The organism is Streptomyces sp. NPDC051041, assembly GCF_044456065.1.
GTDB lineage: Bacteria > Actinomycetota > Actinomycetes > Streptomycetales > Streptomycetaceae > Streptomyces > Streptomyces glaucus.
This window is the reverse complement of the sequence record NZ_JBITFM010000001.1, coordinates 165,372-183,209: the sequence shown is the minus strand read 5'-3', so window position 1 is coordinate 183,209 and position 17,838 is coordinate 165,372. Positions and strand designations below refer to the sequence as shown.

17 protein-coding genes are annotated in these 17,838 nt (G+C 75.8%); 8 read left to right on the top strand and 9 right to left on the bottom strand.

The genetic code is table 11. The annotated features are described in order from the left end of the window. Positions 1-28 precede the first annotated feature (28 nt). Both ACIBAI_RS00850 and ACIBAI_RS00845 read right to left on the bottom strand, forming a co-directional pair. Positions 29-226 (bottom strand): hypothetical protein, encoded by a 198-nt coding sequence (locus ACIBAI_RS00850; protein ID WP_399030257.1) that lies wholly within the window; start codon positions 224-226, stop codon positions 29-31. A 133-nt stretch (positions 227-359) separates the two neighbouring features. Then, a complete protein-coding gene (locus tag ACIBAI_RS00845) occupies positions 360-1,103 on the bottom strand; it encodes an ANTAR domain-containing protein (RefSeq protein ID WP_399030256.1) in 744 nt (247 codons plus the stop codon). A gap of 322 nt (positions 1,104-1,425) precedes the next feature. Between ACIBAI_RS00845 and ACIBAI_RS00840 the strand changes: the two genes are divergently transcribed. Both ACIBAI_RS00840 and ACIBAI_RS00835 read left to right on the top strand, forming a co-directional pair. Continuing rightward, on the top strand, positions 1,426-1,623 hold the full coding sequence (locus ACIBAI_RS00840) for a hypothetical protein (protein ID WP_399030255.1): 198 nt from the start codon (positions 1,426-1,428) through the stop codon (positions 1,621-1,623). Between the two features lie 16 nt (positions 1,624-1,639). After that, a complete protein-coding gene (locus ACIBAI_RS00835; protein ID WP_399030254.1) occupies positions 1,640-2,599 on the top strand; it encodes an anti-sigma factor RsbA family regulatory protein in 960 nt (319 codons plus the stop codon). Between the two features lie 43 nt (positions 2,600-2,642). On the opposite strand, the gene ACIBAI_RS00830 is transcribed toward ACIBAI_RS00835, so the two are convergent. Both ACIBAI_RS00830 and ACIBAI_RS00825 read right to left on the bottom strand, forming a co-directional pair. Beyond that, complete coding sequence (locus ACIBAI_RS00830) at positions 2,643-3,680, bottom strand: rod shape-determining protein (protein WP_399030253.1); 1,038 nt, start codon at positions 3,678-3,680, stop codon at positions 2,643-2,645. Positions 3,681-4,050: 370 nt separating this feature from the next. Next, the gene (locus ACIBAI_RS00825; protein WP_399030252.1) at positions 4,051-5,538 is read right to left on the bottom strand and encodes an acyl-CoA synthetase; all 1,488 of its coding nucleotides are present in this window, start codon (positions 5,536-5,538) and stop codon (positions 4,051-4,053) included. 246 nt (positions 5,539-5,784) lie between these two features. On the opposite strand from ACIBAI_RS00825, the gene ACIBAI_RS00820 reads away from it, so the two are divergent. The 3 genes from ACIBAI_RS00820 to ACIBAI_RS00810 all read left to right on the top strand — a co-directional run bounded on the left by ACIBAI_RS00820 (position 5,785) and on the right by ACIBAI_RS00810 (position 8,539). Next, on the top strand, positions 5,785-6,657 hold the full coding sequence (locus ACIBAI_RS00820; protein WP_399030251.1) for a RimK family alpha-L-glutamate ligase: 873 nt from the start codon (positions 5,785-5,787) through the stop codon (positions 6,655-6,657). Positions 6,658-6,890: 233 nt separating this feature from the next. Further along, positions 6,891-7,664: an IclR family transcriptional regulator gene (locus tag ACIBAI_RS00815; RefSeq protein ID WP_399030250.1), complete on the top strand. Its 774-nt coding sequence runs from the start codon at positions 6,891-6,893 to the stop codon at positions 7,662-7,664. Next, positions 7,661-8,539, top strand: coding sequence for an SMP-30/gluconolactonase/LRE family protein (locus ACIBAI_RS00810; protein ID WP_399030249.1), 879 nt, complete (start codon positions 7,661-7,663; stop codon positions 8,537-8,539). Before ACIBAI_RS00815 ends, ACIBAI_RS00810 begins: the two co-directional genes overlap by 4 nt. Before the next feature lie 37 nt (positions 8,540-8,576). Here ACIBAI_RS00810 and ACIBAI_RS00805 read toward each other — a convergent pair whose 3' ends face one another. From ACIBAI_RS00805 to ACIBAI_RS00785, 5 genes are all read right to left on the bottom strand, one after another. After that, positions 8,577-9,974 carry an FAD-dependent oxidoreductase gene (locus ACIBAI_RS00805; protein WP_399030248.1) on the bottom strand — a complete coding sequence of 466 codons (1,398 nt, stop codon included), beginning with the start codon at positions 9,972-9,974 and terminating at the stop codon, positions 8,577-8,579. Between the two features lie 14 nt (positions 9,975-9,988). Further along, positions 9,989-11,176, bottom strand: coding sequence for an MAB_1171c family putative transporter (locus ACIBAI_RS00800; protein WP_399030247.1), 1,188 nt, complete (start codon positions 11,174-11,176; stop codon positions 9,989-9,991). A 31-nt stretch (positions 11,177-11,207) separates the two neighbouring features. Continuing rightward, positions 11,208-12,377: an MAB_1171c family putative transporter gene (locus tag ACIBAI_RS00795; protein ID WP_399030246.1), complete on the bottom strand. Its 1,170-nt coding sequence runs from the start codon at positions 12,375-12,377 to the stop codon at positions 11,208-11,210. Continuing rightward, complete coding sequence (locus tag ACIBAI_RS00790) at positions 12,374-12,862, bottom strand: toxin (RefSeq protein ID WP_399030244.1); 489 nt, start codon at positions 12,860-12,862, stop codon at positions 12,374-12,376. The genes ACIBAI_RS00795 and ACIBAI_RS00790 overlap by 4 nt, the downstream gene beginning before the upstream one ends. 100 nt (positions 12,863-12,962) lie before the next feature. Further along, complete coding sequence (locus tag ACIBAI_RS00785; RefSeq protein WP_399030710.1) at positions 12,963-14,219, bottom strand: MAB_1171c family putative transporter; 1,257 nt, start codon at positions 14,217-14,219, stop codon at positions 12,963-12,965. 314 nt (positions 14,220-14,533) lie between these two features. Between ACIBAI_RS00785 and ACIBAI_RS00780 the strand changes: the two genes are divergently transcribed. The 3 genes from ACIBAI_RS00780 to ACIBAI_RS00770 are packed head-to-tail and all read left to right on the top strand — an operon-like array spanning position 14,534 to position 17,693. Next, positions 14,534-15,892, top strand: coding sequence for an extracellular solute-binding protein (locus ACIBAI_RS00780; protein WP_399030243.1), 1,359 nt, complete (start codon positions 14,534-14,536; stop codon positions 15,890-15,892). Then, positions 15,889-16,830: a carbohydrate ABC transporter permease gene (locus ACIBAI_RS00775; protein ID WP_399030242.1), complete on the top strand. Its 942-nt coding sequence runs from the start codon at positions 15,889-15,891 to the stop codon at positions 16,828-16,830. The genes ACIBAI_RS00780 and ACIBAI_RS00775 overlap by 4 nt, the downstream gene beginning before the upstream one ends. After that, on the top strand, positions 16,827-17,693 hold the full coding sequence (locus ACIBAI_RS00770; RefSeq protein ID WP_344606834.1) for a carbohydrate ABC transporter permease: 867 nt from the start codon (positions 16,827-16,829) through the stop codon (positions 17,691-17,693). Before ACIBAI_RS00775 ends, ACIBAI_RS00770 begins: the two co-directional genes overlap by 4 nt. The last annotated feature ends 145 nt before the right edge of the window (positions 17,694-17,838 follow it).

Below are 17,838 nucleotides of genomic sequence, written 5' to 3'. Positions count from 1 at the left end.
GTACCGGGACCGCCGCGCCGCGGCCGTGTCAGCCGGAGCCGCCGGCGCCCGGGGCCGGGGCGTCGACGGTGTCGTCGTCGCGGTCGCCCTCGGCCTGGGAGGGCGTCGGGTAGTCGAAGGCCGGCTGCTCGTCGTCGCGGTCGCCCTCGGCCTGGGACGGGGTCGGGTGGTCGAGGGCCGGCTTGTCGCGGTCGCTCCGGGCCTGGGACGGAGTGTGCTCGGTCATCGTGGTGCCTCCTGTGGGGCGGTCTCTCGCCTGGCGGGTACCCCACCCGGCACGGTGACACCAGGGCGCGGGGGCGCCGGGGCCGAAGGCGCGGGCCAGGTGTGCGGGCGAGGTCGGGAACACGGGCGGGAGCTCAGGCGCGCAGGCGGGATATCGCCGTGCGCAGGGCCGTGCGCAGGGCCGGGGGCGGAGGCGGGGCGGTGGCGACGGCGCTGGCGGTGACCGCCTCGGCGACCCGGCGGAGCTTGGTGTTGGAGAGCTGGGAGGCCTCCCGCAGGATGTGCCAGGCCTCATCGGAGGTGCAGCCGTGGACGGCCATGAGGATGCCGCGGGCCTGGTCGATCACCGGGCGCGAGGTGATCGCCTGGCGCAGCTGTTCCACTTCCTGCTGGAGCTCCTGGAGGCGCAGCAGCCGTTCCGCGCGTTCCCGCGCCACCGCGGACAGGGCCGAAGCCGCCGGGCCGGGCCCCTGGGACACGTCCGGAGCCGCCGGGCCGGGCCCGCGGTCCGTGTCCGGGGCGGCGCGGCGGGCGGCGCAGCGCAGGGGATCGGTGGTGTCCAGGCCGGCCAGTTCCAGGATGCGGCGCGGCTGGCCGTTCCAGTTCGTGGCCGTCACCGGGACCGACCGCCGCCGGCCGTAGTCGCCCAGCACGTCCAGGAACTGCAGTCCGGCCGTGTCCATGAACACCACGCCGCCCATGTCCAGGTCGACCCGGCGGACGCCGGCCGGCAGCCGGTCCAGTGTCCCGGCCAGCACGTCCGCGCAGCCGTGCACGAGCTCCCCGCGTGGGACGAGCCGGGCCTGGTCCGCGTCCACATGACTGTCGATGACCAGGGTGTTCAGCCTCCCTGCCAGGGATGGTGCCGCTGAGGTCATGTCACCGCCTTGTCGGTCCTCGTCGGTCCTGTCGGGTCCTCGACGGATTTCACGGCGTCACGTGCCCCGTCGTCGCCGGGCGCCGGCCGCGGAGCCGTGGGCCCGGCCCCGCGGGGCCCGGCGGTGCTTCCAGTGCGCCTGCCCGCCGTACGGGCGGGTACACCCGGCGCCGGGGTATGACCCGGGACCGGGAGGGTAGGGGCCGCCTCGTCCGCGACTACGGCAGACGAGGGTGGGCACTCGGCGCGAGGCACCGGCCGGGCGCGCAGGTGTGCGGGCCGCGGGCGAGGCCGTCCCGGGGACGCGCGAGACGCGGGGACGCGTGCCGGCGCAGGCGGTGCGCGAGGGCGAGGAGGTGTACGACCTGGAGCTGTCCGACGTGACGTTCGTGGACGTCGTCGGCGTCGGTGCGCTCGGGGCCGCCGCACGGCGGCTCCCGGAGGGCGGCGGTCTGTGCCGTACCGGCCGCCGCCTGCGCCGCGCCGGCTGCCGGACCTGTTCCGGCCCGACCTGCCGGTGATCGAGGTGCCGATGTCATGAGTGCCGTGGCCGAACCCTTCCCGCCGTCCGAGCCGCTCGGGCCCTTCGCCCATCCCGCCCTGTTCTACCGGGACGAACGCGAGTACCTCGCGGGCACGCTCCCCTTCGTCCGGGCGGCGCTCCGGGCCGGCGAGCCGGTCGCCGTGGCGGTGCCCGGGGAGAACCTCACGCTGATCAGGGACGCGCTGGGCGACGGCGCCGACGCCGTGACGTTCCTCGACATGCGGGAGGCCGGACGCAACCCCGGGCGGATCATCCCCGGGGTGCTGCGCGCCTTCGCCGACGCCCAGCCGCCCGGCCGGCGGGTGCGGATCGTCGGCGAACCGATCTGGGCCGGCCGCTCGGCCGCCGAGTACCCGGCCTGCGCCCAGCACGAGGCGCTGATCAACGCGGCCTTCCGGGGCCGCGAGGCGACCATCCTGTGCCCGTACGACACCGCGCGCCTCGACGAGCGGGTCCTCGCCGACGCGTGCGCCACCCACCCCACCGTCATCGCCGCCGGCTCCGGGCGGGAGCGGGACAGCGCGGCGTACGCCCCCGCCGACGTCGTCGCCCGCTACAACGAACCGCTGCCGCCGGCACCGGACGCGCCGGCCCTCTCCTTCGACCGGGACTCCCTGTCCCACGCCCGGCACGTCGCCGCCGGCCGGGGCGAGCGGCTCGGCCTGCGGGGCGTCCGGCTGGAGGACCTCACGCTCGTCACCGCCGAACTGGTCACCAACAGCGTGGTGCACGGCGGGGGCACGGGCGTGCTGCGGGTGTGGGCCGAGGACGGGTACGTGGTGTGCGAGGTCCGCGACAGGGGACGGCTCGACGACCCGCTGGCCGGGCGCCGGCCCGCCCCGCGCGACCAGCGCGGCGGGCGCGGGCTGCTGCTGGTCAACCTCGTCTCGGACCTGGTGCGGCTGCACACCGCGCGGGACGGCACGACCGTACGGTGCTGGTTCGGGCGGTGACGGACGGACGGCGCCCCCGCCCGGCCGGTTCGCCGGCGCGGGTTCAGGACGCCAGCGAGTCCAGGGCCAGCGGCTCGACCCGGCCCTCCAGCATGGCGCCCAGGCCCTGCACGGCGCACACGTCGGGGCGTTCGGCGACGTGCACCGGCATCCCGGTGGCCTGCCGCAGCATCTCGTCGAGGCCGGGCAGCAGCGCGCTGCCGCCGACCATCGTGACCCCGCGGTCGACGAGGTCGGCGACCAGGTCGGGCGGGCAGTCCCGCAGCACCTTGCCGATGCCGTCGAGGACGGCGGTCAGCGGGGTCTGGATGGCGTCCCGCACGGCGGCGGTGTCGACCCGCACGGACCGGGCGAGGCCGGTGGCGACGTCCCGGCCGTGGACCTCCGTCGACGCCGGCCCGTGCGGGGTGAGCCCGTTGCCGGACAGGGCGAGCTGCAGGGGTCGCACCGACTGGCCGGGCAGCATCAGCTCGTGCCGGTGGCGCAGGTGCTGCACGATCGCGTGGTCGACGGCCTCGCCGCCGACCGGGATCCGCTCGGCGGCCACGATCGCGCCGAGGGAGAGCACGGCGACCTGCGTGGCCGCCGCCCCGCACACCATGATCATGCTGGCTTCGGGACGCTCCACGGGCAGTCCGCAGCCGACGGCCGCGGCGATCAGGGTGTCGACGAGTTCCACCCGGCGGGCGCCCAGACCGACCAGGGTCTCGACGGTGGCGCGCCGGGCCAGCGGGTCGGCGTCGTGCGGGGTGCAGGCGGCGGCGCGCAGGCGGGGCCTGCGGCGCAGGGAGCGGCGGACCTTGTCGCCGAGCAGGTGCCGCAGCATCCGCTGGGCCATCTCGATGTCGACGACCGTGCCGCCGGAGACGGGCCGTACGACGCGGATGTAGCCGGGCGTGCGGCCCGTCATCCTCTGCGCGAACTCGCCGACCGCGATGAGGGCGCCGGTGCGGGTGTTCACGGCGGCGACGGACGGCTGGTCGACGACGAGGCCGTCCCCCTTCACGTAGACGCGGGTCCGGGCCGCCCCCAGGTCGACGGCGAGATGACAGCGGCGCAACTGCTCCAGACTGGCGGTCATGGCGGTTCCTCCCGAGAGCGCGGACCATGGGGGACCGCCGGGCGGCGGACCTCCCTGGCATCGTGCGGGCGGTGGGGCGGGAGCGCCTTCTGGAGGGGACCGGGCGAGTGGCCGCCGAACGGGGGAATCCGCCCCGCCGGTCCTCCGCGCGCCGGCGGGGCGCCGGGGCCGCGGCTCGTCGCCCGCCGCCGGCTCCCGCGCCCCGTGCGCCCGGTGACGCGCGCCGCCCGCCGCGCCCCGCACGCGCGGGGCGCACCGGGTGCCGGAGCCCCGCCGGGACAGCGGGCCGCCGGGTCCGGACCCGCGCGCCGGCGGCGGTTCGGTGCGGTCGCCGGCGGCCGGGGCCCGGACCCCGCGGGCGGCCGGGCGGTCAGCCCTCGGCCAGCGCCCGCTTCACGACCTTCCCCATGTCGTTGCGGGGCAGGGCGTCGAGGTGGCGCACGACGCGGGGCCGCTTGTGCGGGGCGAGCCGGCGGGCGACGTGGCCGGCCAGCTCGTCGAGCCCGGGCGGGGCCTGCGGGTCGGCGGGGACGATCCACGCGACGATCCGCTCGCCCAGGTCGGGGTCGGGCTCGCCGGTGACGGCCGCCTCCCGCACCCCCGGATGCTCCAGCAGCGCGTTCTCGATCTCGCCGGCCCCGATCCTGTATCCGCCGCTCTTGATCAGGTCGGTGGCCTTGCGGCCGACGATCCGGACGCAGCCGTCGGGGTCGCGCACCGCCATGTCGCCGGTGCGGAACCAGCCGTCGGCGGTGAAGGCGGCGGCGGTGGCGTCGGGCCGGTTCAGATACCCGGTGAACAGGTTCGGGCCGCGCACCTGGATCTCGCCCACCGTCTCGCCGTCGCGCGCGGTGATCGGCGCCCCGTCCTCCGCCACCAGCCGCAGCCCGACGCCGGGCAGCGGGACGCCGACGGTGCCCGGCCGCGCCTCTCCGTCCACCCGCACGCTGGTGTTCATCAGCGTCTCCGTCATGCCGTACCGCTCGATCACCCGGCGGCCGGTCGCGGCGGCGATCCGCTCGTGGTCGTGCACGGGCAGCGCGGCCGAGCCGGACACCAGCAGCCGCGCCCGGCGCAGGGCCTTCGCCAGGTCCGGGTCGGCGGGCAGCGCCTCCGCGATGCGGTGGTACATCGTCGGCACCCCGAACAGCATGGTGGCGCCCGCGTTCAGCTCCCGCGTCACGCCCTCGGTGGTGAAGCCGCCCAGGTGCCGCACGGACCCGCCGCGGCGCAGCGGACCGAGGACGCCCAGCACCAGCCCGTGCACGTGGAACAGCGGCAGCCCGTGCACCAGCACGTCGTCGCCGGTCCACCGCCAGGCGTCGGCGAGCGCGTCCAGGGTGGCGGCGACGGCCCGGCGGGGGAGGACGGCGCCCTTGGGCGGGCCGGTGGTGCCGGAGGTGTAGACGATCAGGGCGGGGTCGCCGTCGTCGGCGCGGTCGTCCGGGACGGTCCCGGCCGCGCGCACGTCGACGTCGACGCGCGCCGTCCCCCGCAGCGCGGGCGGGAGTTCGGCGCCGGGGGCGGTGAGCACCAGGTCCGGCGCGCTGTCGGACAGGATGTGCCCGAGCTCCTTCGCGCCCGACTTCGGGTTCAGCGGCACCGCGGGCACCCCGGCGAGGAGCGCGCCGACGACGCCGACGGCCGTCTCCGGCGCCGGGGCCGCCCAGACCGCGACCCGGCGCGCGGCCCGGATCCGGTCCGCCACGGCCCCGGCCGCGGCGGCCAGCTCCGCGTACGTCAGGGACCGCTCGCCGAAGCGCAGGGCGGGCCGGTCGGCCCCGGGCGGGGGACCGGCCTGCGCCGGGGCGCCGGTCTCGGTCGGGGCGCCGGTCAGGGCCGGGAAGAGGGAAGACACGCGTGCGTACTCCTTGGTCGTCGCCACCGGGCGCCGCGCCGGGGCCCGGCCGCCTGTCACCGGCCGCGCCCCGTGGGCGTCGGCGCCCCCACGCTCCCTCCGTACACCGCCGGCCGCCGGAGGAAACGCCCGGGCCGCCGTCTCCCGCGCGGTCCGCGCGCCCGCGCGGGAGACGGGGTGTCCCGGTGACGGGCGCGGTTGCTAGCCTGCGGGCCGGTCCGTCGCCGTCCCGGAGGAAAGCCCGCCGTGCCCCGAATAGCGCTCGCCACCTACGACCCAGGCTCCGGGACACATCTGGACAGCGACCTTCCGGTACTGGTGGAGGCGTTGCGGGAGGCGGGGGCCGACGCCGTCGGCGTGGCCTGGGACGACGCCGGGACCGACTGGGGCGGATTCGATCTCGTGGTGATCCGGTCCACGTGGGACTACACCCGGCGGGCGGCGGAGTTCACCGCGTGGGCCGAGCGGTGCGGGAAGGCGACGCGGCTGGCCAATCCGGCGCCGGTCGTGCGGTGGAACACCGACAAGCGGTACCTCGCGGACCTCGCCGCGGCCGGAGTGCCCGTCGTCCCCACCCGCTACATCGCCCCGGGCGAGCCGGCCGACCTGCCCGCCGACCGGGAGTACGTCGTCAAACCCGTCTTCGGCGCGGGCGCCCGGTTCACCGCCCGCTACGCGCCCGGCGAGCGCGACGCGGCCCTGCGGCAGCTGGAGCGGATGCACGCCGAGGGGATCACCGCCCTGGTGCAGCCGTACGTGCGGTCCGTCGACACCGACGGCGAGCGGGCCCTGCAGTTCTTCGGGGGCCGGTTGCTGCACGCCAGCCGCAAGGGCGCGGTGCTGGCGCCGGGCACGGCGTACGACGCCGACAAGGTGACCCACCCGGACCTGGCGCCCTGGACGCCGACCGAGGCCGAACGCGCCGTCGCCGAGCGGGCGCTGGGCGCCGTGCCGGGGGACCACGAGCTGCTGTACGCGCGGGTCGACCTGGTGACCGGGGACGACGGCCGGCCGTGGGTGATGGAGCTGGAGCTGGTGGAGCCCCACCTGTTCCTGTTCCTGCACCCCGGCTCGGTGCCGCGCGTCGTCGAGGCGGTGCTCGGGGCCGCCGGCCGCTGACCGCGGTCCGGGGCGGAGGCGCGGGCCGCCCCGCCGGCCGTGCGGGACGAGGGGGCGGGGCCCCCGGGGCGCGCGGGGCGGGCGGCCGCGCGTCCGGCCCGGTGGCGGGCGGCCCATTGCCCGGGACGAACCGCTGTGGCTAGCCTGTGTTCGTCATGCCGATCACCTGTTGAAATTTCGAACATAGGTGCCTGGATCGCAGGCGCCTGAGACACATAGGGAGGGGGCCGGTCGTGGGACGCCTCGTACCAGCCGTGACCCGGGCTCTCGACATTCTCGAGCTCTTCCTCGACGGGGACGGGACGCTCTCCGCGCCCGACATCGTGCGCCGGCTCCAGCTGCCGCGCACCACCGTGCACGAGCTGGTCACCACGCTCGCCGCCCGGAAGTACATCGTCCCCGTGCAGGGCCAGCCCGGACGCTACCGCCTCGGGGTGCGCCCGTACCAGCTCGGTGCGCGCTACGCCGAGCAGCTCGACCTGGCCGCCGAGGGCCAGCAGGTCGCCCGGTCCGTCGCCGAGACCTGCGACGAGACCGTGCACGTGGCGATCCTGGAGGACACCGACGTCATCTACATCGCGAAGGTGGACTCCACGCACGCGGTGCGCATGGTGTCGGCGGCCGGCCGGCGGCTGCCCGCGCACTGCACCTCCGTCGGCAAGATGCTGCTGGCCTCCCTCCCCGAGCGGGAACTCGCCGCCCGCGTCCCCGACGGCGCCGAGCTGGCCGCGATGACCCCGAACAGCATCACCGACCCGGCCGCCCTGCGCGAGGCCCTGGCGGAGATACGGCGGCGCGGCATCGCGGTGGAGAGCCGCGAGTCCAATCCGGACGTGTCCTGCGTGGCCGCCCCGGTCCGCGACCGCACCGGCCAGGTGGTCGCCGCGCTGTCCATCTCCGTGCCCATGATCCGCTGGAGCGACGAGCGGCGCGCGGAACTGGAGCAGCTCGCCGCCAAGGGCGCGGCGGACCTGTCGGAGCGACTCGGACACCGGAGTGCGGCATGACGAAGACGAAAACGAAGACGACGAAGACGACGACGGCGTACGAGGTGGCGGTCCGCGCCGAGGCGGCCCTCGGCGAGGGCCCGACGTGGGACGCGGCGGCCGGCCGGCTGGTCTGGGTCGACATCCTCGGCTGCCGGGTGCACACCTACGACCCGGCCTCCGGGCGGCGCACGGTCCGCGCCACGGAGCAGCACGTGGGCGCCGCCAAGCCGCGCGCGGGCGGCGGCCTGGTCCTCAACCTGCGCGACGGGGTGGGCCTGCTGGACGCCGGCGGGGACTTCCGCTGGCTGCACCGCGAGCCCGTCCCCGGCCGCCGGGGCAACGACGCCGCCGTCGCCCCCGACGGCTCGCTGTGGGCCGGCACCATGCGCTACGACGAGGCGTCCGGCGGCGGCACGCTGTCCCGGATCACCGCCGACGGCACCGTGACCACGGTCCTGGACGACGTGACGGTGAGCAACGGCACCGGCTGGAGCCCCGACGGACGGCTGATGTACTACGTCGACACGCCGACCCGCCGCATCGACGTCTTCGACCACGAGGCCGGCGAGGTCACCGGCCGGCGCACCCTGGCGGAGATCGAGGAGGGCGCCGGTTTCCCCGACGGCCTCACGGTCGACGCCGACGGCTGCGTGTGGGTGGCCCTGTGGGACGGCGCGGCGGTCCGCCGCTACACCCCGGACGGCGAACTCGACCGGGTCGTCGAGCTGCCGGTCCCGCGGGTGACGGCGTGCGCCTTCGGCGGCGCGGACCTGACCGACCTGTACCTCACCACGGCCCGCACCGGCCTCGTGGCGCCGCACCCGCTGGCGGGCGCGCTGCTGGTGGTGCCGGGCGCGGGCCGGGGCCTGGAGCAGCCGGCGTTCGCGGGCTGACACCGGCTCCCCCCGGGACCCGGGCGCCCGGCCCCGCTCACCTTCCGGTCCGGTCCAGCGCCCGCACCACCTTCCGCTCGCTCTCCGTCAGCGGCGGCCGGGCGGCCGGCGGCAGGGGCGAGCCGGCGAGGGTGGCCAGGACCACGGCCGGGTGCAGCAGGCGGGCCGGGCCCGCCCGCAGGCTCGTCAGGTCCCACACCGCGCGGGCCGCGTCGTAGGAGCCGGCGGCCGCCTTCATCATGCGCCGGGTGTACGCCGTGACGAGGTGGTCGGCGGGGCCCGGCGCCCCGCCGACCGCCCCCGGGTAGCGGACGTCCTGGCCGGCCGCCACGGCCCACGCCATGTCGACCGACCGCGCCGCCCCGCGCTGCACGCGCCGGGCGAGCCCGGGGGCGTCGGGGCCGCTGCGGCGCAGCTCGCGGGCGAGGACCCGGGCGCCGAGGGCCGCCACCGACATGCCCTGCCCGTAGGCGGGGTTGAAGGCGGCCAGGGCGTCGCCGAGGACCACGAACCCCTCCGGCCAGTGCGGGGCCTTCTCCGGATAGCGCCGCACGTTGCGGGTGCTGCGGCTGAGGTGCACGTCGGTGAGGGGCTCGGCGCCGGAGATCAGCCGGCCCACCAGCGGGTCGGGCAGGTCGAGGGTGTAGCGCAGGAAGCCGTCCGGGTCGGCCGGCGGCTCCCCGCCCCGCGTGCCGGCCAGGCTGACCATCCAGCGGCCCCCCTCGATGGGCAGCACCATCCCGCTCCGGCCCGGCCGGGAGGTGTACGGATCGGCATGCACGACCGTCAGCGGGAAGCGTTCGGCGCCCTCCGGCACCCGGTAGACGCGGGTCGCGTTGACGAGCCCGGCGTCCACGGTCCGCTCCCGCAGGCCGGACACCCCGATCCCGGCCAGCCAGGTCACCACCCGCGACCCGCGTCCGCTCGCGTCGACGACGAGGTCCGCCTCGACGTCCGTGTCCCCGGCGGCCGTGGCGGCCCGCACGCCGTGGACGCGCCGGGCGGTGCCCAGCAGCTCCAGCGCCCGGGCCTTGCGGATCTCGGTCCGGGTGCCGGCCAGCACCGCGGACCGGACCGCCCAGTCCAGCAGCGCCCGACTGCACGCGATCATGCTCGGTCCCGGGCGCCGCCAGCGCCGCAGCCAGCCGTCGGGGGTGAGGGCCAGCATGCCCGAGCTGAGGGAGACCTCGCGGGCGCCGGCGGCGAGCAGGCGCTCCCGCACGCTCCCTCCCGGCACCAGGTCCTCCATGGCGGCCAGGCCCCCCGCCATCAGCAGATGGGCGTGGCGGCCCTGCGGCAGGCCGCGGCGGTGCTCCGGGCCGTCGGGCAGGTCGTCCCGGTCCAGCACGATCACCTCGTCGACGGCGGTGGACAGGGCCGCCGAGGCCAGCATGCCGGCCAGCCCGGCACCGATGACGACAGCTCTACGCGACATGGGGCTCCTCCGATTCAGCCATGGGCTCGGCCCTGGACGGCCCGCACCGCACGCGCGGGTACGGCGCCGGCGGCGGGTGAACGCGCCAGCTCCTGGGCCAGTTCGACCAGTGCGCTCGTACCGGACACCTCCGTGGCGTGCAGCCGGTGGGCGCTCGGCGCGTCCAGGGGCTCCCCGCCGGCGGCGGCGCGGCGGGTGGCGTCGGCGAGCATGGCCGCCTCCGCGGCGAGGCGGGCCTGGTGGGGCGGGCGCCCGCCGCGCAGGGCGGCGTCCCGGGCCCGCGCGCGGACCCGGTCGTCGAAGTAGGGGGCGAGCGCCAGCAGGGCGTCGTGGATGGACACCTCGCGCCAGTGCAGCCGCGTCCGGGGCGGCTGCCACCAGGGGGCGGGCGGTCTGGGCGCGGTGGACGCGGACCGCACCAGCGACCACAGCGGCTCCAGCCGCCGGTGGTCGCGCAGCCCGTGCCAGTGGGCGGCGGCCGCCGGCCACAGCCGCGGCACCACGAAACCGGCGGAGCACAGCAGCGCGCCCAGCGAGGCCAGCGGCGGGGCGACGGAGGTGGACAGCGCGTCGAGGTCGCCGCCCGCCCAACGGGCCGCGACCGCGGTGTACTTGGCGAGCTGGAAACCCACCACGTCCAGCAGCAGGCCGGCCAGGATCAGTCGCAGCCCGGTGCGCAGCGGGCCGGTGACCTCGCGGCCCCACTTGACGCACACGGCGCACATCACCAGCGTCGCGGCGCTGTGCCCCAGCAGGTACAGCAGGATCATCTCCCGCATGTACGGCGTGTTCGCGTAGTAGGTGTCGAGGTCGGTGAGCCGCTCGGTGTCCGCGTCCGCGCGGGCGAACAGCGCGACGACGGCGACGATCAGCAGACCGTAGGCGGCGACGCTGCGCAGCACCATGCGCCGGACCCGGGCGCGGGGGCCGCCCCGCCAGTTGATCAGCAGGACGGTCAGCGCGCAGCTGTACGCGGAGATCATGCCGTAGGTCAGCGGGGCGCCGAAGTTGGGGATGCCGGTGAGGTCGTTCACCGCGGCCAGCGTCAGCGGCGCCGAGCAGACGAAGACCAGCGCGCCGAGGACGATCGCCGCGCAGGTGGACAGGGTCAGCGGGTCGAGCACGGCGGTGCGCGGCCGGCGCAGCAGCAGGACCGACGACAGCCCGAAGACGCCGGCGGCCAGGTACACGACGAGGTTCACGTTCCGCGGCTCCGTTCGCCCGGCGGCCGGTTCACGCGGTGCCCGTCGTGGCCCGGCCGCCGGACGGGCGGGCGGCGACGAGGGCCGCCGGGCCCAGCGCGTCGGCGATCCGCACCAGGGCGGCGGGGCCGGGCACCGGGTCGGGGAAACGGCCGGCGCCGCCGGGGAGCGCCCCGGGGCCGCCCGCCTTCCGCACGGCCGTGACGACGACGGCGGCCCACGCGGTCGCCTCGGCCCGCTCCGCGTCGCCCGTCTCCTCGAGCACGGTCCTTCGGACCCGGTCGTACAGGTCCCGGTCGAAGGCGGCGTGCAGGTGGCTGAGCGCGTTGTGGATGCTGGTCTGGCGCCACACCAGCAGGGTGGCGGGCGCGGCCGGGCGCGGCCGGGGCAGCCGGAGCGAGCGGCGGGTGAGGACGCCGTCCAGCTCCCGCTCCAGCGGTTCGAGCCGCACGTACGCCCGCCAGGCCCGCCGGCTCTCCGTCAGCCGGGGTCCCAGCAGCGGCAGCAGCACCCCGGCGGCCGTCATCAGGGCGCCCAGCGCGGCCGCCGCCGGGGAGACGTGCGTGCTCAGCGCCGACCAGTCCCGGCCGCACCAGCGGGCCGCCACGGCGACCAGCTTGCTCACGCTGTACCCGGCGTTGCACAGCGTGCCCACGCCGAGGAGCGTCAGCCCCGCCCGCAGCCAGCCCCGCACCTGCCGGGCCCAGCGCAGCGAGGACACGGCGGTGACGGCGGCGGCGGTGAGGTGCCCGGCCAGGTAGAGCACGATCATCTCGCGCAGGTAAGGCGTGCTCGCGTAGTAGGTGTCCAGGTCGGTGCGGCGCTCCACCGGGGCGTCGCCGAGGACGAAGGCGACGGCGATGCCGAGCACGATGCCCGCGTAGGCGCAGATCCAGCGGCGGGCGGCGCGGCGCACCCGCGGCCCGCCGCGCCAGTGGACGACCAGCACCTGGGAGGCGGCGCCGTACGCGGTGATCGAGGCGTACGTCAGCGGCGCGGCGAGGTTGGGGACGCCGCTCGCGTGGTTGACGGCCCCGACCGTCGGCGGCGCCCCGAGGAGGAAGCACAGACCGGCCAGGCCCAGCACCGCGCAGATGGCGCGCAGGTACGGGTCGTGCCGGTGGCGGATCAGGTCCGGCGCCTTCACCAGCAGGCCGAGCCACAGCACGGCACAGCTGGCGTAGTTGACCAGGCCGCTCATCGGCGCGTCCCGCGGTAGCCGAGCGCGGCCCCGATGCGTCCGGCGAGGTCCTGGGCGTCGCCCGGGCGGGCCGGGGGCACCGGGCCCGCCGCGCCCTCCAGCCAGGCGCGCAGCCGACGGCCCATCAGCATGCCGAACCGTTCGGCCTCCTGTTCCTCGGCCAGGCTGAAGTCGGTGCGGGCGGCGGCCGGCCGGGGGCCGCCGGGCGCGGCCGGGGGCCGCCGGTGCATGTGCCACACCTCGTGACAGAGGATCACGATCTGATGCCACACGGCGGCCCGCTGGTCGACCACGACGTCGTCGTGCGTGTCGTGCTCCAGCCACAGCCCGCTGGCGGTGTGCGGCGGGAAGGCCCTGCGGTGGACGACGACCTCACGGCCCCGCCACGCGCCGACCGAGTCGACGAGCGCCTCGAACAGGGTCTCCGGATCGGCGGGCACCGGGATGCGGATCGGGTCGACGAGGGCGTCGGCGAGGCGACGCATCTCCCTGTTCCTGCGCACCGTTCTCCCCCCTGCTCGCCCGGGTGCCGCTCGGACACCCGTGCACTATGCCAAGGCCGGGGCGGCCGGGCCAGCCGGGCGGTCACTCGGCGACCGCCGCACTGCCGTCCGGGGCGTCCGCGCGGGCCCGCACCCGCCGCAGGTCGTCGGGGCGGCGCAGGGCCCGGGAGACCGCGCCGATCTCCCGCAGCAGCTCCGCGGTGTCCGGGCCGTCCCCGTCCGCGCGCTCGCGCCCGGCGAGGCGGGCGTCCACGGCGTCCGCCACCGCCACCGCCGCCGCGAGCGCCTTCGCCCGGTCCGGGGGGTGCCCGAGGGCCAGGGCGGCGGCGTACGACCGCCGGCGCAGGTCCTCGTCGATGTGCCGGGCCAGCGGCAGCAGCACGTCGCGGATGAACGTCTCGCGGCGGGTCAGGCGCAGCTCGGGACCGGCGCGCAGCACGAACGGGATGCCGCCGCCGCCGACGGACCGCATCAGCAGGTACAGGGGGCGCAGTTCGCGGTGGGCGCGGCGGACGCGCCGGCGGTCGGACAGGTACTGGCCGGCGTGCGGCAGGATGAAGCCGACCGCGATCAGGACGGCGGACAGGCAGGCCACGGCCGGCGCCACGGTCATGCTGAGCCAGTCCAGGTCGTGGCCCGTCCAGCGGGCCACGACCGCGGTGAGCTTGGCGGCGTCGAAGAGCAGGTTCATCGCGTAGCCGACGCCGAGGAACGTCAGCCCCCAGCGCAGCCAGGCGTCCAGTCCGTCGGTGCGGACCCAGTTCCAGATCAGCTTCGAGGTGATCAGCACGGCCGTGGTGTGCGCGAGCAGGTAGAGCAGGATCTCCTCGCGCATGAACGGGGTGTTGGCGTAGTAGGTGTCCAGGTCCCGCAACCGCTCCACCGGCACGTCCGCGAGGACGAACAGGACCCACAGCGCCACGATCACGCCCGAGTAGACGGAGACCACCCAGCGCGTGGCGCGGCGGGTGGCGGCCGAGCGGTCGGACAGGCCGTTGCGCCAGGCGATGATCAGCAGCAGGCAGGAGCCGCAGAAGGCGGTCAGCAGGGAGTACACCCACGGAGCCGAGATGTTCGGGACGCCCGTGACCCGGTTGACCCAGGCGATGGTCGACGGCGCGACGAACACGAACACGGCGCAGGCGAGCAGCAGCAGGCCGCCGACCGCGCGCAGCAGCGGGTCGCCCCGGAACCGGACGATCGTCGGCAGCTTGATCGCCAGGGCGGCGGCCAGCACCCCGGCCGGGATCCACCAGAAGGAGGGGTAGAACTCGCCGAGGAACCCCGCCGGGCCGAACGCCGGGCGCGGGACGTGCTCCGGGGGAGGGACGTGTTCCAGGGGCGGGGCGTGCGTCACCGCGCCGCTCGCCGCCGCACGGGCGCGTCGCCCATCGCTCCCCCTTCCCGCCGCCGTTCGGCGCCTGTTCGAGGGTACGTGCCCGCCTTGGTCCGCGTCATGCGGTCCGCCGGCCGGGGTGCGACGGGAACGGTCCCTTCCGCCCGGGGCGGCCGGAGGGGCGGCGGGAAACTCGTGCGCGACCCATTGACGGGAAAGCGCTTCAACCCTACGGTCCCGTTCGAAGTTACGGGCAACATCCGATATCTCGAACAAAGATCTTTCGAACGCTGACTCTCGAACAGTAAGGGCAGGGCATGGGACGACCTGGCCTGGATCGCAGGCAGCTTCTGGGCGGGATCGGGGGACTGTTCGTCGCCGGCAGCTTCGGCTTCGCCGCCCTCGGGACCGGCGCGGACGCACTGGCCTCCGACGCCGACACGCGCGTGCGGTTCTGGAACCTCTTCAGCGGCGGCGACGGCTACAACATGATCGCGATGCTGGACGCCTTCCGCGCGGACCACCCCGGCATCGAGGTGAAGGACTCCACCCTCCAGTGGGGCAGCCCCTTCTACACCAAGCTCGCCATGGCCGCGGCGGGCAACCGCGCACCGGACCTCGGCGTCATGCACCTGGGCCGGGTCACCGGCTTCTCGCCCGGCCGCCTCCTGGACCCCTGGGACGTCGGCCTGCTCGCCGAGTACGGCGTGCGGGAGGAGGACTTCAGCCCCGCGCTGTGGCGGCGGGCCGTCGTCGGCGGCGAGCTCTACGCCCTCCCGCTCGACATCCACGTCCAGCTCTGCTTCTACCGCAAGGACGTGCTGAGGAAGGCGGGACTGCTCGGCGCCGACGGCCGGATCGTGCCGGTCACCTCCGCCGACGAGTGGTTCGACGTGCTGAAGGAGGCCAGGAAGGCCACGGGGAAGGGGCTGCAGACCATCGGCCTGTGGCACAACGACCTGAACTTCCAGTGGTGGTTCTTCGTCGCCTTCTACACCCAGCTGGGCGGCACCTGGTTCGACGACGCCCGCACCGAGGTCACCTTCGACACCGACAAGGCCACCCGGGTGCTGGAGTTCCTGCGCCGGCACATCGCCGACGGATACGCCGACCCGGCCTTCGGGGGCGGCGCGGGCGCCGAACAGTTCGTCAACGGCTCCCCGTTCGTCTGGGAGGGCAACTGGTCGGTGCCGGTCTTCGACAGCGCGAAGGTCGACTACGGCGCGATCCCGCTGCCCCCCGTCTTCGGCCGGCCGGCCACCCACGCCGAGTCGCACGCCTTCGTCCTGCCGCACCAGGCGGGCCGCGGCGGCGCCGCCAACGAGGCCGCGCACCGGCTCGCCGCCTACGTCGTCACCCACGCCCGGCAGTGGTCGGCCGGCGGGCACATCCCGGCGTACACGCCGACCCTGGCCACGGACGCGTACCGAAGGCTCCAGCCGCAGAACGAGTACGTCTCGGCCATGGACCACCAGGCCACCGAGCCGAAGGTGTGGTTCGCCGGGTCCACCGGCATCCTCGCCCAGCGCGTCGGCCCCGCCGTCGTCTCCTCGACGACGGGCTCCGCCCGGCCGGACGCCGCCGCCCGCCGCATGAAGCGCGTGCTCACCGAGCTGCTCGCCGCGAAGAACCCCATGGACGGCAGGACCGCCGCGCAGGAAGGTGCGGCCGCATGACGACGACCAGCGCCGAGACCGTCGTCCGCCCGGCACGCGCCGGGGCCGCCGCGCCGGGCGCCGCCGTCCGCCGCCGGCAGGGGTTCCAGCACGGCGGCTGGTTCGTCGCCCCGTTCCTCGCGCTGTTCGCGCTCTTCGTGATCTGGCCGCTGCTGCGCGGCCTCTACCTCAGCTTCACCGACGCCAACATCTCCGGCGAGGGCGCGGGCTTCGTCGGCCTGGACAACTACCGCGAGGCCCTGGGCGACCCGCTGATGTGGGACGCGCTCGGCCACAGCGCCTTCTTCACCCTGCTCGTCGTGCCGGGCATCACCGTGCTCGCCTTCCTGCTCGCGATGCTGGCCCACCACATCGAGCGCGGGAAGTGGCTGTGGCGGCTGTGCTTCTTCCTGCCGTTCCTGCTGCCGTCCACCGTCGCCGCCAACCTGTGGCAGTGGCTGTTCAACCCCGGCACCGGCATGATCAACCACGTCTTCGGCCTCCAGACGCCCTGGCTGACCGACAAGTCCTACGCCCTGCTCGCCGTCGTCGTCTGCACCCTGTGGTGGACGGTCGGCTTCAGCTTCCTGCTCTACCTCGCCGCGCTCCAGGGCATCCCCGCGCACCTGTACGAGGCCGCCAAGCTGGACGGCGCCAACGCCTGGCACCGCACGGCGCACATCACCCTGCCGATGCTGCGCACCATCACCGGCCTCGTCGTCACCCTGCAGATCCTCGCCTCGCTCCAGGTCTTCGACCAGGCCGTCGTGATGACGGACTTCACCCCCGGCCCCGAGGAATCCACCCGCACCTTCGTGCAGTACACCCTCGAAGAGGGCTTCACCAGCTACCGCGTGGGCTACGCCTCCGCGATCTCCATCATCTTCTTCGTGCTCATCGCGGCCGTCGCCCTGGCGCGGATGTGGCTGCTGCGCACCCGTGAGGAGGACGCCCGATGACCGCCGCCGCACCGCGGACCCGGACCAGGCCCCGCCGGGCGGCCTGGTCGCCCGGCCAGGCCGTGCTCACCCTGATCGGCGCGGCCGTCGCCGCGGTGATCCTGTCGCCGCTGGCCTGGGCCCTGTTCACCTCCCTGAAGTCGGAGACCGAGGCCGTCGAGGCGCCCCCGCACTGGCTGCCCGAGGACTGGACCGGCCAGGCCTGGACGGCGCTCCTGGAGAGCGGCAACATCACCAACTGGTTCGTGAACTCCCTCGTCGTCTCCGTCTGCGTCACCACCGTCGTGCTGGCGGTCAGCGCCCTGGCCGGATACGGCTTCGCCCGCACCGAGTTCCGCGGCAAGGGCGCCCTGCTGGGCCTGGTCATGGCCGGCCTGATGGTGTCGCCCGCGGTCCTCGGCGTCCCGCTGTTCACCACGGTCCAGCAGATGGGCATGGTCGACACCTACTGGGGCATGATCCTGCCGCAGTGCGCGCCCGCCGCGATGGTCTACATCCTCTACAAGTTCTTCCAGGGCGTCCCCCGCGAGCTGGAGGAGGCCGCCTTCCTCGACGGCGCGGGCCGCTGGCGGGTCTTCCTGACCGTCGTGCTGCCGCTGTCGCGCCCCTCGCTCGCCGCGGTCGGCATCTTCACCTTCATCGCCTCGTGGAACAACTTCCTGTGGCCCTACATGGTGACCAACAACCCCGACCTGATGACCATGCCGAACGGCATCGCGACCGTCATGAACTCCTACGGCATCCAGTGGGCCCAGCTCATGGCCGGCGGCCTCCTGGCGGGCCTGCCGCTGATCGTCGTCTTCGTCTTCTTCCAGCGCCAGATCGTCGCGGGCGTCGCCCACACGGGCCTGGCCGGCCAGTGACGCCCACGAGCAGACCCCGCGGCAGGCGCCCCGGGCCCACCGCGCCGGTCCCCCCGGCCGGCGCCGCCCGCCCCGCCCCCGGCCGGTCACCGCCCGGGGCGCGGGGACCCCGCACGACCCGCACCCGCATCCGCCCGCGCATCAC